The 16,196-nt window shown below is 52.8% G+C and carries 12 protein-coding genes; 3 read left to right on the forward strand and 9 right to left on the reverse strand.

What is annotated here, in order from left to right; genetic code table 11:
* Window positions 1–21: 21 nt before the first annotated feature.
* The 9 genes from PGRAT_RS25070 to PGRAT_RS25110 all read right to left on the reverse strand — a co-directional run bounded on the left by PGRAT_RS25070 (window position 22) and on the right by PGRAT_RS25110 (window position 13,254).
* On the reverse strand, window positions 22–1,569 hold the full coding sequence (locus tag PGRAT_RS25070) for a DUF4127 family protein (protein ID WP_025707766.1): 1,548 nt from the start codon (window positions 1,567–1,569) through the stop codon (window positions 22–24).
* Window positions 1,570–1,620: 51 nt separating this feature from the next.
* Complete coding sequence (locus PGRAT_RS25075) at window positions 1,621–2,469, reverse strand: carbohydrate ABC transporter permease (RefSeq protein ID WP_025707765.1); 849 nt, start codon at window positions 2,467–2,469, stop codon at window positions 1,621–1,623.
* Entirely contained in the window at window positions 2,466–3,347 is an 882-nt protein-coding gene (locus tag PGRAT_RS25080; RefSeq protein WP_025707764.1) for a carbohydrate ABC transporter permease, read from the reverse strand. The genes PGRAT_RS25075 and PGRAT_RS25080 overlap by 4 nt, the downstream gene beginning before the upstream one ends.
* Window positions 3,344–4,675, reverse strand: coding sequence for an ABC transporter substrate-binding protein (locus PGRAT_RS25085; RefSeq protein ID WP_025707763.1), 1,332 nt, complete (start codon window positions 4,673–4,675; stop codon window positions 3,344–3,346). Before PGRAT_RS25085 ends, PGRAT_RS25080 begins: the two co-directional genes overlap by 4 nt.
* A gap of 259 nt (window positions 4,676–4,934) precedes the next feature.
* Window positions 4,935–7,310, reverse strand: coding sequence for a glycosyl hydrolase family 18 protein (locus PGRAT_RS25090; RefSeq protein WP_081954768.1), 2,376 nt, complete (start codon window positions 7,308–7,310; stop codon window positions 4,935–4,937).
* A 148-nt stretch (window positions 7,311–7,458) separates the two neighbouring features.
* Entirely contained in the window at window positions 7,459–9,363 is a 1,905-nt protein-coding gene (locus PGRAT_RS25095; RefSeq protein ID WP_025704340.1) for a glycosyl hydrolase family 18 protein, read from the reverse strand.
* A 742-nt stretch (window positions 9,364–10,105) separates the two neighbouring features.
* Window positions 10,106–10,750 carry an XTP/dITP diphosphatase gene (locus PGRAT_RS25100; protein ID WP_025704339.1) on the reverse strand — a complete coding sequence of 215 codons (645 nt, stop codon included), beginning with the start codon at window positions 10,748–10,750 and terminating at the stop codon, window positions 10,106–10,108.
* 1 nt (window position 10,751) lies between these two features.
* Entirely contained in the window at window positions 10,752–11,510 is a 759-nt protein-coding gene (rph, locus tag PGRAT_RS25105; protein WP_025704338.1) for a ribonuclease PH, read from the reverse strand.
* A gap of 619 nt (window positions 11,511–12,129) precedes the next feature.
* Complete coding sequence (locus PGRAT_RS25110; protein WP_025704337.1) at window positions 12,130–13,254, reverse strand: GerMN domain-containing protein; 1,125 nt, start codon at window positions 13,252–13,254, stop codon at window positions 12,130–12,132.
* A 175-nt stretch (window positions 13,255–13,429) separates the two neighbouring features.
* Between PGRAT_RS25110 and PGRAT_RS25115 the strand changes: the two genes are divergently transcribed.
* The 3 genes from PGRAT_RS25115 (at window position 13,430) to PGRAT_RS33520 (ending at window position 16,118) form a co-directional block, all read left to right on the forward strand.
* Complete coding sequence (locus PGRAT_RS25115) at window positions 13,430–14,035, forward strand: phosphatidylglycerophosphatase A family protein (RefSeq protein WP_025704336.1); 606 nt, start codon at window positions 13,430–13,432, stop codon at window positions 14,033–14,035.
* A gap of 168 nt (window positions 14,036–14,203) precedes the next feature.
* On the forward strand, window positions 14,204–15,109 hold the full coding sequence (locus tag PGRAT_RS32680) for a hypothetical protein (protein WP_025704335.1): 906 nt from the start codon (window positions 14,204–14,206) through the stop codon (window positions 15,107–15,109).
* Between the two features lie 13 nt (window positions 15,110–15,122).
* The gene (locus tag PGRAT_RS33520) at window positions 15,123–16,118 is read left to right on the forward strand and encodes a hypothetical protein (RefSeq protein ID WP_156124078.1); all 996 of its coding nucleotides are present in this window, start codon (window positions 15,123–15,125) and stop codon (window positions 16,116–16,118) included.
* Window positions 16,119–16,196 lie beyond the last annotated feature (78 nt).

A 16,196-nucleotide genomic window follows, 5' to 3' on the forward strand; every position in this document is an offset into this window, starting at 1 on the left:
CCCCACCCTCTCTCCTGTAGTCTACTTTCCCTTCTGTTCTCCAGAAGGCTCAAAACGGACGGACAATCCCACCTCAAACATCCGGTTCCACGGCATGTAGCAGTCTGTAATCTCTACTTTTCCCTCCGGGCCGTCAATTCTAACCGCTAACTCCTGACGCAGCCGTTGTTCGACCATGACCGACACACTCCCGCGCTGCCCGTCGAGCAAATATTTGCCAAACCCCAGGTCTTGGACCGGACCGTTGCTAAGCTCGCCGCGGACAACCGAGCAGTAGCAGACATCTTCTGCATAACGGAGGCCGAGAAAATCCAAATGTTCCTGCGTACGTCCGTAATGCAGGTATACCATTGCCTGCGAAATGACCGTACCGAGCGTATTGGAGCTTGTATTCCAGGCGGCATATCCGGCCAGCTTAAACAACATATTCTTCTCCCGCAGCATTTTCACCAGCTTCCGGTCTCCTCCATTGGCGTATCCGACATCGGCTACGGCGACCGGCTTTCCCTTATAGTTCAAGATATAATCCCCGTATTCCACAATCTCCATCAGGTTCCGGTGCACATCATAGCCGAAATAGGAATCCTGCTGCGAAACCGCTTCTATCATTGTCTCCCCCGGCGTGTTGACCAGCAGTATGAGATCGGCTTCCCCGGCACTGGAGGCAATCAGGCCGCCCCCGGCTGTAATCTGGTACTTCAGCGTCTCATAGAAGAAACGGTCCTCGAACAGCGGGGTGACAAACGCCCCCTGCACCGATGACAGCCGCGGATAAATAAGCGGCACCGTTCCAGTGACCTTATTGATCATCCGTGCCAGCAGGGTGCAGCCCGCCTCGTCGGCACCAGGATACATATAAACTCTAAGCTCCAAGTCAAGCGCAGTAATCCGTGAACGTACCTTCTGCTGGTCTTTGGCCGTATGCCCAAAGGGGGCCGAGTCATCCTGCGGGAAGACCATGAACTCGATAATGCCTTCCTTCACCAGTTCCAGCACCAGCTTGTTCGCTTCGATATTGATGCTCCGCCGTCCCGTATAATCATCCAGTATTTCCTGCGGAAGGCGGTCTTCAATGCCTGCAAGCTCCTGAAGCTCCTCGTCCGTTGCGGCTCCCAGCTCCTTGCGGTGGCTGATGAAGCCTTTGCGGAAAATTTCCCGCCCCCAGTCGGCATAGTAATCCGGTTCCTCGTCCGAAAGCGAGTACTGCGGGCAGCGCATAATGAGCTGAAAGGCATAAATGACCAGCTTCGGGTGCCTGCGTTTGAGCGCACGCAGCTTATCCAGCCTTGCAGCAAGCTCCTCCAGCTTCAAGCTGTGCAATCTGGAAGGAATAATCCCTCCATACAGCAGCGTATCCAAAGCGGCCACGGCTCCATCCGCCTGACCGCAGGCTTCTTCGAACCACGTCCACAACCCCTCTGCATCCCCAGGGCGCTTTTTCAACCCCATCAGCTGTATCGGGGGACGAAGCACCTCAAATTCTGTACCCCTGGCTAGCAGAGGGGGGAACTCGTAATTGCAGGGCCGCTCATCCAGCGGCACAAAAGCGATTGTGTATGACCTTGACATATATACATACCATCCTTTCTGTCCTATTGTCCTGGATCGTAATAATCCCATCTAGCCTTTGATAGCGCCTGCGATTCCTTCCATATAATATCTCTGTGTAAACAGAAAAACGACAATAATGGGAGTAACCGAAACCATAGTTCCTGCGGCAATCCAGCCAAAGTTATACGAAAACTGGCCGTTCAGGTACGTGAGCGCTGCAGCCAGCGGATACTTTCCGGGGTCTTCGAGTACAACAATCGGCCACAGGAAGTTATTCCAGAACGCCATAACCTCAAGCAGCCCAATCACGGCAATCCCCGGCTTGACAAGCGGCAGGACTAACTGCCAGAAGATGCGAAGCTCTGAAGCGCCATCCATTTTTCCCGAATCACGGATATCGGACGGAACCCCCAGAAAGGTCTGGCGCATCAGAAAGATATTGAATACCGAGACGGCCGCGGGAAGCACTACGCCCAGAAATGAATTCCCCAGATGAAAGGCCTGGATGGTCAAATAATGCACAATCATCGCTGTCGAGGACGGAATAATCATAGTGGCTATCAATAGTGTGAAGACGATATTCCGGCCTTTGAAATGAAAAACAGCCAGCGGATATGCCGTCAGACTGGACAGTAGAATATTAAATACTACCCCAAGCGCTGTAATAATGACTGTGTTCGAGATATACCGCGGAAAGGACATGAACTGCCAGACCTGCACGTAGTTGTCAAAATCGATGAACGTCGGCAGGATGGCCGGCGGGCTTGAGAATACATTCCTTCCGGGCATCAGCGACACGCTGAGCAGCCAGAGAAAAGGTCCCATCATGAACAGGGCTAACAAAATTAACAGAATGTAGATGATGATATAGCGGACTCCTGTTTTCAGCTGTTTGGTTGATAAGCTGGTTGGGTTCAATATGAGTTCACCCCGCCTTTCCGGTTCAGCCGGAATACCAGAACGCTAAGCGCCCCTACAATAACACTGACTATCAGCCCGAGTGCCGACGCATATCCGAAGTTGAACTGTTCCAGCCCCTTTTGAAAAATGTACACGCTTGAAGTCAGGGTTGAGGTTCCCGGTCCGCCCTTTGTCAGAATGTACACCTCATCAAACACCCGGATCGCCCCCATAACCGAGATCAGCGTACAGAACAGGATATGGGGTCTAAGCAGTGGAATCGTCACATGAATCATAAGCTTCAGGAAGTTCGCCCCGTCCACTCTGGCCGCTTCATACAGATCTGAGGGAATGCCCTGAAGACCTGCCAAATACAGCATCATATAATAACCGAGGCCTTTCCACATGGTGATGAACATTAGAACATACAGGGCGGTGCTGCTGGTTGACAGCCACGATACCTGCCCGCTGATTATTCCCGCCTGCATAAGAAGATAATTAACCACCCCGTTATTGCCCAGCAGCCAGCTCCAAATCAAGGCTACCGCCACCATCGAAGTCACGACCGGAATGTAATAAGCGGTCCGGAACATCTTCACGCCCGGAATGCGGCTGTTTACGAGGATAGCCATAAGAATGGAAATCACCTGAATAACCGGTACAATCAGGACATAGACCAGCGAATTCCGTAACGAAATGATAAAATTATGATCCTGAAAGGCTCTGGAGAAATTCTCAAAGCCCACATAGTGCGTTTCTGTAACGACCGAGTAATCGGTTAATGAAAGCGGAATTCCGTAAATGACCGGCCAGAATGTAAAAGTGGCGAGAAACAAAAGACCCGGGATCATAAACGCCCAGGCGCTGAAAGACTCGGAACGAAACCAGCTCATCATTCCATACCCTGGCCTATGATTCTGTTCACTTCCTTCTCCATGGCATCCAGTGTCTGTTTGATGTCCGCCCCGTTTAGCAATATTTCCTGAAATCCGCGGGCAATGGCGGAGTTGATATCGGCTGCGCTTGGAACCCCGACCATATAATCGGTAGCTTTATCCAGGCTTTGCGAAGATACAACCTTCGCCTCGGCTTCAAGCGTGCCGTCGGATTCCGTGAAGAAAGGATCTTGGATCGACGCTTTAGAAGATGGCAGTGTGTTGGCAACCTTGGAGAAGGCAGTCTGATTATCCGCATTGGTCACGAACGCTGCGAATTCCACTGCCTGCTGCGGATTCTTGGATTTTTGCGGCACGACCAAGTCCATAGAATTAGAGAGGCGCAGGTTGGCTTTGCCTGTCGGAAGCTGAACCGCAATCGTATTTGCATACACATCGGGCGCCGAGGTCTTGATAAAATTGATAAAAGTTGGGCCTGACAGCTGGAAAGCTACCTGCTGGCCGGAGAAATACTGGATCTGCTTTTTGAAATCCGCATCCTCCTTCAGAACCACACCCTCTTTCATCAAGTCGCGCATTTGGGAGATCATCGCCTCAGCTTCCGGCGTATTGAAGGCCGCTGCCGTTTTGTCCTCATTCAGAATGGAGATTCCATCTATCGGAAACAGCTTGGATACGAGCTGCTGCGCGTAACCGGCCGCACCCGTTTTCCCGTGAATTTGACGGGCCCACTCGACCAGTTCTTCCCGGGTTTTCGGCGGATTGGCCGGATCTAGACCAGCCTTCTCCACGAGTTTTTTATTCATGAACAAGACTTCCGTACCTGTATACCATGGAAGAGAATAGGCTTTGCCGTCAAAAACGGTAGAGTTATAAATGCCTTCAAAGTAAGAATTTTTCTCTTCCTCCGTTAGATATTCCGCCAGATTCAGTAGAGCACCTTTGCTTCCCAATTGGCTGGCGAATTCTGTGTTGAGGTTTACTACATCGGGGCTTTTGCCGCTGGCAGTACTTGTCAGCAGCCTTTGTGAGATGGCATCATAGGGGTAGTCCTTCCATTTAACAGTTACACCAGGATGGCTTGCCTCGTACTTCGCAATCAGATCATTGAAATAATCATTAAAGGTAGGCTGCAGGGCAATCGTCCAAAATTCCAAGGTGACAGGCTCGGCCTGGGGGCTATCCGTCTGTCCAGCAGGTGCATCGGTGGCAGTTGCAGTGTTGGCCGGAGCAGCCGGATTTCCATTTCCTCCACATCCGGCAAGCAGCATAGACAACGCCATTACGACAAGCAGCGACAGAATAAAGAACGGTTTGTTTGTTCTCACACAAAGTCCCCCTTAATAGTGGTGTAAGACGAGAGTTCCCCCAATGTCAGGTTCTCTAACTTAATCCTCTCTTTCTTAGAAGTATGCAAGCTTTGTCATAAAAATGAAGAACTTTTCCTAAAATAAAATAAAAAAGAAATTTTTCTTTTTTTGAGGCAACAAAAAGCCTGCAGAGTAAAGGCGATGCCTTCCCTGCAAGCATTTGCCAAACAAACAGAATCTGTATATCATGATTCCAAAAAGTGTTGTTTGAGCGCTTTTAGTTCAGCTGCCAAAGGGCAGCCGTCGTGGCCGGTTCCCAACCTAGTAACGAGGTATGGGACTGCAGGCAGATGTACGTTTTGCCGCTGTAGCTTACTTTATCGCCTGCTGTATAGTCCACTCCCGCTGCCCAGTCAGTTAAGGAGGGCGTTGCCGTCGGGTTGACTGTAGCGGTCGGCACGGGTGTTGCCGTAGATGCTGGTGTTGCTGTCGGACTCACCGTAGCCGTCGGCCCCGGCGTGGTGTTGCCGCAGGTGCCGGTCACTTTCCAGGCCCCGGTGGTGCCGCTCAGATCCGGGCGTTCCCCCTGTGTCCACCACTGGGCTTCATACAGCACACCTCCATAGGAAGCCTTCTGGCCCTTGGTGTAGATAGTTATTGCGTTCCAGGCTGCCGCCGTACATTGCCCCGGTGTTGCCGTTGGCGTCGGGGTTGGAGTGACGGCCGGGGTCGCTGTCGGCTTCACGGTAGCCGTTGGGGTCGGTGTCACAGCGGGAGTTGGTGTTGGTGTCACGGCCGGTGTCGGCGTAGCCGATGGCTTTGCAGTGGCTGACGGTGTCGGGGTTGGGGTCACACCTCCATACAGCTTGTCGTATTCCATCTGCGACGAGCTTCCGTTCAGGGTAACCCGCTGAGGACCGCCGGAGAAATTCAGCTTCATCATGCCCTGCAGCTCAAGCTCCGCACCATTTGCTATGGCTTGCGATGCAGTTCCGGTAAGCCGGTAGCGGTTGAAGTCCCAGGCTGTCGAGATTTGCTCTACAGCTCCCGCCCCCCAGGCTGAGGTCAGCGCAGTTGTGGTCGGCAGATCAAATTCAAGCTTCCAGCCCCCGGGAATCTCCGCTCCTGTGTTGTTGGTTATTTTCAGCGAATAGGTGTAGTTCGGGTGATCGTAGGTGCCGCCGAAGGAAATGCTGAAATTTTTGGGTGAAGGCAATACTGGCTTGACGGGGCCGCCCGGCGGCGCAGCCGTTTTTAACTGTTCATAGGCATACTCGGTCAGCGAGCTGCCGTATGTGTACGTGCCGTCCGCCTGCTGGGAATAGTCTCCGGTCAGCTCCCAGAACATCATCCCGCCAAGGCCTTTTTCCTTAATGTAGTTCAGCTTGTAGCCCAGCGATTCCTTATCCTCATAAGTCAGGAACACCTTCTTGTCCGCGTTGTACAGATACGGTGTTTTGGTCACAGAGTCGAAGACCCGCTGATTGGCCGGATCTTTCAGCAGATTCAGGACATGCCAGATGGGATTGGCCCCGGAAGGCTGCTCCGGAGCAGGATCATTCCAGATGCCATAAATTCCGTCTGCTCCCCCGCCCGTAGCCGCGGCAGTGCCATAGAGGCCGGTGTTATTGATCCCGCCGCTGACATTTTTCCAGCCCCGTGAGTAGTAGGGAACCCCGATGACGATTTTTTCAGGCGGAAGTGTGCCGAGATAGTACCGGACTGCCCAGTCCGTATTCAGCACCGGCGTACCCAGTGCAGCCGTTTCCGTGTCGCGGGAATCCGGGTAGAGGGCGGAATGCGGCCCCACATATCCGTTCCAGGCACCGTGGAAATCATAGGTCATCAGATTCGCCCAATCCAAATAGGGATTCGCTTCACCAAGCTTCATTCCGCCGAGAATCCACGAAGAAGCAGTCGCAGCAATAGTCAGATCGTATTTCTGATTGTCCTGCGCACCCGCCAGATCCAGCTTTTCACGCAGCTTTTTCATCAGAAGCACATAGTTGTCATAATTGACCGCCCGTAGCGGTTCAGCCACGGAGAAGTCATTCGGGTTGCCGGAGAGGGGGGTACCGGACGGATATTCCCAATCAATATCTACCCCGTTGAACTGATACGTGCGCAGAAAATCCACCACACTGTCCGCAAAGGCCTCCCGTCCTGCCGCCGAATTCGCCATATTAAAAAAACCGCCTGAGCCGGACCAGCCGCCGACGGAAATCAGGGTACGCACATCCGGGTAGAGCCGTTTGTATTGGATCAGCTGATTAAAATGGCCTTTGAAAGGAACATCGGTAAGCTGGCCGGGATAATCTTTTTCAATCGCCGCTGTACGGTCCATGAAGTCAATTTTGTTCTGCGCATTCACTTTGGCAAAAGCATAGTTAATGTGCGTGATTTTGCCCCAAGGAATTTTACTCACCGTATAAAAGCCCTTATTCTCCTGATCCCCCCATTCAGGGAAATAGGCAACAATCTTCCGGGGATGGTCCGCAGCAGGCGGGGGTGCCTCGGGAGGAGCTCCGGCCGCAACAGCCACAAGCCCGCCACGGCTTCCCGACCATGGATAGAAGGGCAGAAGCAGGGTCAGACTCATCAATACCGCCAACAGAGAAGGTAACGTTACACGCCTTGACTCCAATCGTTTCATCTCGCATTCCTCCGCTTTCAGATCATGTCAATGCCATAAAATGCAGAAGCGGCGCTCCCTTGCGCAAATCCTGTACCGTCAAAAAAAAACCGGAAGGGAGGGTTGCTGCTGGAACGCCGTTGTTTAACTAGATGCCTGCACTAATGTTCTAGATCAGCTGCCATAGGGCCGGTGTTGTTGCCGGCTCCCAACCCTGCAGCGAGGTATGGGACTGCAGACAGATGTACGTGTTGCCGCTGTAGGTTACTTTCTCGCCTGCTGTATAAGCCACTCCTGCGGCCCAGGCAGATACGCCTGGCGTGGCCGTTGGGTTGACTGTAGCAGTTGGCACGGGTGTGGCTGTCTGTACAGGCGTTGGTGTTGGTTTCACCGTAGCCGTTGGCGCCGGTGTGGTGTTGCCGCAGGTTCCGATCACTTTCCAGGCTCCTGAGGAGCCGCTCAGGTCAGGGCGCTCTCCCTGCGTCCACCACTGGGCTTCATACAGCACACCTCCATAGGAGGCCTGCTGGCCCTTGGTATATATGGCCGTTGCATCCCAGGCCGCGCCCGTACATTGCCCCGGTGTTGCCGTTGGCGTTGTTGTCGGTTTCACTGTAGCTGTTGGGGTCGGAGTTGGTGTTGCCGTCGGCGTGGCTGTCGGTTTCACTGTGGCTGTTGGAGTCGGGGTTGCTGTCGGTGTCGGCGTTGGCACGACTCCGCTGCCCAGCTCGGTGTTCAGCTTGGTCTGCAGTGTTTTGTTACGGTCACCGCTGGTCTCCCAGAACATCGCTCCTGCGAGGCCTTTGGTTTTGATATAGCTGGCTTTATAGCCGATGGACTCCGCATCATCATAGCTGATGAACGTTTGTGTAGACGGATTATAGAGATATGGAACTTTAGAGGTGTTATTCCAATAGCGGGTATAGCCATTTTTGTTAATATAGTTGGCTTCGAGATCGTTGAAATCATAGTTTCCCTTTTCCCATGTGCCTGTGGACGAAATACCGGCTGACACCTGATATTGTCCGTTCCCTGTACCCGGCGCACCTCCCCATCCGCGTCCATAGAACGGCATCCCCAGCACGAGCTTATTCGCCGGGACTCCGTTTGCCAGGTAGCTTGTGACAGCCTTGTCGATATTGTAATTCGCCGGGTCGGTCAGACCTGATGCGGCTGCCGCCGGGTCATAGTAGAGCGGAGCATTGTGTCCGGTAGTCTTGTTCCAACTGCCGTTGAAGTCATAGGTCATGATGTTGATCCAGTCGACAACGGCAGATATGCTGCTAAGGTTGTTGTTCTGAACGTAGGCAGGGCTTGCACCGGAAGCAATGGTCAGCAGGTAGCTTTTACCGTCAGCGGTTCCGGCCGCATTCAGCTTTTCACGGATTTTCTGCAGCAGCAGCACGTAATTCTGCTTATCCTCCGGACGGTAGCTGTTGCCTGCCAGCCCCCCGCTAACCGGGTATTCCCAGTCCAGATCGACACCATCCATATGATATTTGCGGATAAAATCGACTGCGGAATTTGCGAAAACTTCACGGGTCGCAGCCGTAGCGGCAACATCCGAGAAACGGTTTGACCAGGTCCAGCCGCCGACGGATATCACCGTTTTGAGATTCGGGTTCTTTTCTTTCAGTTTCCAGAGCTGTTTCAGGTTGCCTTTAATCGGATCATCCCACTTGTCATCCCCGAAGCTTTTCTGCGCATCAATCCAGGGATCACCAAGTACAATTGTTCCGTTCGGGACACTGATCGTTTGGCCTTGCTCATTTTGGCAGGTCCAGGTGACCGGATTGGGTCCGGTCGGGTCGGGATTCCCGTGAATCCCGTTCCAGCATATATCGGCAAACGCGTAGTTGATCACATTCATTTTGCCGGGATCGATATCCGTTACGTTGAAGGCCCGTCCATAGGCAGCCCAGGAAGCATAATAACCGACGAGCTTGTAGCCCGCAGCCGCATTTGCAGTTCTAACACTGGAGCCTATCGTTGAAAAGAGTGCAATTACAAGAGCAACGGCCATGCCAAGCGCAAAGGTTTTACGAAATCTGCTGTTAGTCGACCTCATTTTCATTTACCTCCTCGGATCAATGCATAGCTTGCAGTCCTGCTTTACAGGCAAAGCTCCCCAAAGTCACCTCCCGGTTCGGATTCACCTTCATCCAGTGTCTCTATCATATTCACGAGATCAGGATGGTAGATTAAGCCACACAAAAAAGCGCACGAAAAATAATCATCTGTGTCCTTAATCTGGTATTGCTATTCATGGGCTGCAATCTCGGTAATGTTGTCCGGGCACCTGTTATGCCTGCAGAACGGTTGAGAGGGATGGTGTGCATGGAGTAGGAGGATTCATAACGCAAGAAGGATGAAGGCAATCTTATTGTCATATAAAGCACATAATTAAGCTAGGGAGAAATTTCCATAGTCAGGGGATAATATTATCTAATTTCCAGTTTCCCACCTCAAAAAAAAGGCTACGCCGTCCGTCATTGGGCAGCGTAGCCTTTTGGATTTTTAAGTTAGAGTTGCCTTGGGGGCAAGCCGGCGAGCCAAGTGGAAAAAGTGAACTTAAATCTTCTCCATCCCGCTTTCCGCAAGCGATAGGTGGAAAAAGGATATCTAATTCGGGCGTTTTTCACCTTTTCAGGTGCATTCGCTTAAACTAAGTTTACTTTTTCCCACTACTCCTTAAGCAGAAAGCTTTTGCGTCCATTTTAAGTATACTAATTCCACTTCACCTGCAGTTATACGCTGTCCTAGCCACTTGCCCTCAGGCTTAGACTCAGCAGCAACACCCGACTGACCTGCAGCTTTTACTGGCTCTGCTGATTCTGCTGCGCCGCAAGCTTCCCGGTTAAGAGCAAAAGCGCCTTGCCCCGGTGGCTGATCGCCTGCTTCTCTTCCAGCGTCAGCTCAGCCATGGTTTTTTCATACTCTGCCAGGTAAAAGAGGGGATCATAGCCGAAGCCGCCTGCCCCCGCCTGCTCGGAGGTAATCCAGCCTTCCACGGTTCCCTCAGCCGTCAGTTCTTTGCCTGTCACTGGATCGTACAAAGACAAAGCGCAGACGAAACGGGCCGTGCTAAGCAGCGGTTGCCCTGTGTCCTCACCCTGTTTCAGCTTCTCCAGCTCATTCAGCAGCTTCAGATTATTCTCCTCGTCGCCCGCACCCTCACCCGCATAACGGGCCGAGTAGACTCCCGGTTTTCCATCCAGGGCATCCACACAGAGTCCCGAGTCATCCGCAAGTACGGGCAAGCCGAGGGCGTCTCCCACCGCTTTTGACTTTTTCAGCGCATTCTCGGCAAAGGTCGTTCCATCCTCCGCCACATCAGGCAGTTCAGGATAATCGAACATGCTTTTTACGGTTAGGCCTAGCGGTGCAAAAGCATGCTGGAACTCGCGCACCTTGCCCTTATTCTTCGTCGCTACAATCAGAACACCGCCGCCGGTCTCCATGCTACACCTCTTGGCCAATCTGGCCTGCCGGAATTTTGAGCGCGATCTCTCCCAGCACTTTCTGCTGTTCAGCGATCAGCTCATAAATTCCTTTCTCGCCCAGGCCCAGCAGCTGGTCCAGCTCCTGGCGGGTGAATGGACGCTCTTCGCCGGTGCCCTGAACCTCAACAAAAGCCCCGCCGCCGGTCATCACCACATTCATATCGACTTTCGCCTTGGAATCCTCTTCATAGTTCAGATCGAGCAGTGTCTCATCGCCGACAACCCCCACGCTGATCGCTGCCAGATAATCTGTAATCGGAAACACGCTCAGCTTATGCTGCTGCGCAATTTTGTTAATCGCAAAGGCCATGGCTACAAAAGCGCCCGTAATCGAAGCCGTCCGGGTCCCGCCGTCTGCCTGGATGACATCACAGTCCAGCGTAATGCTGCGCTCGCCGAGAGCGTGCAGGTTCACTACGGAACGCAGTGCCCGGCCGATCAGCCGCTGTATCTCCATCGTCCGTCCGGTCAGCTTGCCGCGTGCCGCTTCCCGCTGGTTGCGCGTCTGTGTGGCCCGGGGAAGCATGGAGTACTCAGCCGTGACCCAGCCTTTACCCTGTCCCTTCAGGAACGGAGGAACCTTCTCGTCTACAGTTGCAGTACAAATGACCTTGGTGTCCCCCATTTCAATGATTACAGAACCTTCGGCGTATTTATTGGTTTGGGTGGTTATTGTCAGCGGTCTAAGCTGATCTGCATGGCGCCCGTTTGATCTCATCTTTTCTGCCTCCTACATCTTTAGCTCTAAGTTTGTGTGAATTCCGCCTGGCCTTATGCACGTATGTTCGCAAGATAATGAAGCCAGCTGCATCAACATCTCTCCCTCTTACATTCTACGCAGAAAGGGATGCCGTCCTCGAACAGCTCAGGACGGCATCACCAATGAATTCCATCTATAAGATTGGGAAGAGGTACGTTATCGCTCATATAAACTGAACTTGAGATTTTTCCGATTTTGAGATTAGCCGTGACTAGAGGGTAGGTTTGGACTTCCGGCCGCTGCCATCTGCAGATTTCTTGATTGTGTACCGCTGTTCGCGTTGGAAATCTGCAGACTGTCTATGCTTCCGATCCGAGCTTTCCTGCGGAATGCCTTCAGGCGGACGCTACCGCTCTGTAAGTATCCAAACTTCTCCTCCGCCGCTTTTCCCGTTATTCTTAATTTTTCAAGTTCAATCTATATAATGTCTTGTTCCCGCAGCACAGATACATGCAACGCTTACGGCAAACAGCCGGTTCAGGAGAGTTCTTTCTCCTTCAGGCAGCCGTTTCTTGTTAGCAAGCTTTATTCTACCAAAGAGCAGGCATAAAAGCATCTTTTGACCTTGCCTTGGATTCTACAGCGGGAGCACGTTCACATATTCCGGCGCCGAAACCGGCTGTCCGTAGTCTACATTATTGGTGCCGGTTACGGTCTTTTGCCCGTTCATCCGGATTTGCACCAGGGCATCGTCCGAGTTCTGTGCAACGGTAAGCACAACCGATTCCAGCATTTCCGCCGGTACGCCCTTGCCGTCAGCGAACATATCGTCATTGAGGGATACCGTGACCACTCCGTTCTGGCCCGCTTCCACGGAATCCAGCACCGTTTCCTGCGTCATCACCATCTCCAGCCCCTTCTCTGATTCCGGACCGGCGATCAGCTCATTCAGTGCCGCTTTCAGCGTATCCTGCCCTGCGGGTACAAAGCGGGTAACAGGTACATAATACTGATGAGTGCCGTCAGACGTTGCTGCGGAAAAATATACGGTAACCGCGCTTGAATTCATCAGCAGCGGGCCATGCTTCGGCAGGTTAATTCCTAGAGTGCGTGTTAAAGGGCGGTCCAGCGGTGTGCCCTGCAGCGGCATCTCCGAAAGCTTTTTGCCATCCACCCACAGCTGCACTCCCTGAATTCCGTCCTGGCCGGTCAGTGTCCACGTGATCGCTTCAAGGATTTTGCGCTCATCTGCAGGTTCGTAATCGTTAAACTTGGAGTTGAACTCAACCACAGCCAGCTTATCCTTGTCTACGGTGATGTTCTTCACCTCTGTTCCGGCAGGAAGCACACCCTTGAAGCCTTCCGGCAATGACGATGCATATGGCCCCTTGCTGACGAGCGCAGCAAGGGAATCCTTCAACATAGCGGTGTTATCGCCTTCCGGCAAGCTTAGGGATACCGGTGCGAGCAGGCCGTTGCCATCCTTCAGGAAGACGGTTGTCCGTTCCCCGGCTGCAGCCGCAGGCGCAGTATCCGTGCTCACCCCTGCCGCAAGACCGGCCTCATCCAGCGCTACAGGCCCAAGCACCCCTGTATCCAGCGTTCCCTCGCCGCTGACTTGCAGCATTTGCGCCTCTACCTCACTGGGGGGCGGGTCTACCGATGCCGACTCCGAGCCGAACAGGCCGCAGCCGGACAAGGTTAATGGAACAGCGAGCAGGCAAGCTGCGGACAGCCCGCGGATTGGTTTCATATGCTTCATGAATGATTACCCCTTTCAACGCTTGAGATCAGTTGTACTGCTATGTATACGAGCCCTCTGCTCAAAAAATAACAACAGCTTATCCTTAATTGCCGGTTTCTGGACAATTACGGCGCAGGCAGGGTACAATTTTCTAAACCAACCAAACTAAGACTCAATTACGGGGTGACTGATCATGGCCGATACTAATGCAAAAATACCTTACAGTCTAAACAGCAAAAAGGTCGCGGAAGCAACCAGATTCTGGCTGCATAAACGCGGAGTAACCTTGGAAGAAATCGCCGAGCTGGTGATGCTGCTGCAGAAGAAATACTATCCGAATCTGACCCTGGAAGAATGTGTGCATAACGTAGAGATGGTACTGAGCAAACGCGAGGTGCAGAATGCTGTGCTGACCGGCATCCAGCTGGACGTGCTGGCAGAAGAGGGCAAGCTGCTCTCCCCTCTCCAGGATATGATTGAAAACGATGAGAGTTTATACGGCGTGGATGAAATTCTGGCTTTTTCGATTGTGAACGTATACGGGAGCATCGGCTTCACCAACTATGGTTATGTGGACAAGCTGAAGCCTGGTGTGCTTGAGCGGCTGAACGACAAAAGCACCGGCCAAATCCATACCTTTTTGGACGATATTGTCGGGGCTGTAGCTGCGGCCGCCAGCTCCCGCATCGCACACCGGAAGCAGGCCGAGCGCGAACAGGAACTCGGTCAGCCGCATGCACCCGAGGATCTTGAGGCAGCCTCCGGGAAGACGGCAACGGACAAAGTACAACCCGAGTGAAGCCGGCAAGTTTCGCAGGATCGGTACATCTATTTCGGGCAGATCCGGACAGATCTCGACAGATTCCCTTTGACCGATCTGCCCCAAATAGGTTGCTTGTTCATGTACCCGAAGTTGTGGGAGCAAGAGCGCTTAGAATAATAGATTGGAAAGAAGGTGAGCACCAGGATGACTTATTCATTTGTAATCAGCCCGGTGTCAGTACAGGATTTTGAGAGCGAAGATGAGCTGATCGAGCGCTGCAAGGAATGGAATCTTTTATCCAGTACAGCTACCCGGGTCAAAACCTACCTCTACAAGCGGCAAGGGCTTACGCTGCCTTGTGAAATTGTAGGGTATGTTGATCCTCAGACCGTTGTGATCCAGTTCGGGAACAAACAGCAGCACTGCATTCATCCCGCTTATCTAAAAGAAATGCAAACTGCTGCCTTCGGCTCAAGAGCAGGCGCCGTTTCCGATGCAGTTAAGACGGAGGACTCCCAGACCTCTCCCGGAGAGATCATGGCGGAAGACAGGGATGGAGATGCCGTAGATGCAGCATCCGGAGCTGAAGGGGACGAAAACGCCCAGGCCGCAGCCGCGTTATCTGTTGACACTGGGGCAGACGCAGCAGAGACTGTTGTAGCTGGGGCGAAGGCTGAAAGGAGCGTGGCAGCTGGGACTAAGGCTGAAGAAACCGTGGTAGCTGGGATTGAGGCAGCAGTGGCCGGGGAAGTTGCAGCCGGTGAAACGCCAGAAGCTCCGAGGAAGCCGGCTAAATCCAAAAAGAAACCGGCCCTTGTCCTGCCGGATGAGAAGCTCCAGATGACAGCCACTGTCAAAGAGTTTACGACTGTCCCCAATCATTTCTCTGATAACGACGATGAGGTAATCATTTATGAGGGAGTAAGTGTGGAGGGGCAAGAGCTTACCCTTGAGGAAGTCTGGTCCAGCCATAGCGCCACGCTGAAAAAGCTGGAGCTGTCCGTTGGCGATATTCTCTCCTTCGAAGCAAAGGTCGTCGCCAAAAAGCTCACCCAGCATCCGGTCAAATACAAAATCAACAACCCGTCGAAGATCAAAAAGCTGGACTAGCCGTCTATATGCAGTGCAAACAGCCCCGGGGTTTCAACCAGCCCGGGGCTCTTCAACAACGGCATTTCTGCCGTTGTTGAGGAGCAAACCCGCCTGCGCGAGCTTCAGCAACGGCATTTCTGCCGTTGTTGAGGAGCAAATTCGCCATGGGAGCTTCAGCAACGGCACTTTTGCCGTTGTTAAGGAGCAAATTCGCCACGGGAGCTTCAACAACGGCACTTTTGCCGTTGTTGAGGAGCAAATTCGCCACGGGAGCTTCAACAACGGCACTTTTGCCGTTGTTTTGGAGCAAACCCGCCATGGGAGCTTCAGCAACGGCATTTCTGCCGTTGTTGAGGAGCAAATTCGCCACGGGAGCTTCAGCAACGGCATTTCTGCCGTTGTTGAGGAGCAAATTCGCCACGGGAGCTTCAGCAACGGCACTTTTGCCGTTGTTTTGGAGCAAACCCGCCATGGGAGCTTCAGCAACGGCATTTCTGCTGTTGTTGAGGAGCAAATTCGCCACGGGAGCTTCAGCAACGGCACTTTTGCCGTTGTTTTGGAGCAAACCCGCCATGGGAGCTTCAGCAACGGCATTTCTGCCGTTGTTGAGGAGCAAATTCGCCACTGGAGCTTCAGCAACGGCACTTTTGCCGTTGTTTTGGAGCAAACCCGCCATGGGAGCTTCAGCAACGGCATTTCTGCCGTTGTTGAGGAGCAAATTCGCCACGGGAGCTTCAGCAACGGCACTTTTGCCGTTGTTTTGGAGCAAACCCGCCATGGGAGCTTCAGCAACGGCATTTCTGCCGTTGTTGAGGAGCAAATTCGCCACGGGAGCTTCAACAACGGCACTTTTGCCGTTGTTGAGGAGCAAATTCGCCACGGGAGCTTCAACAACGGCACTTTTGCCGTTGTTGATATACACCGTCCCCACGAGCAGTGCAGCCGTCTTGGATTTCAGTCTAGCGTTACCTGGAGAACGACTCCCCATGAATCCTACGGCAACTCCAAGTGGAAAAAGGGACACTAATTTGCTTGCCCACCTCATTCTCCGCAGATGAAATGGAAAAAGGGGCACTAATTCAGCTCATTTCGCCATTGGACGAGG

This window comes from Paenibacillus graminis (assembly GCF_000758705.1).
GTDB classification, from domain to species: Bacteria; Bacillota; Bacilli; order Paenibacillales; family Paenibacillaceae; genus Paenibacillus_AQ; species Paenibacillus_AQ graminis.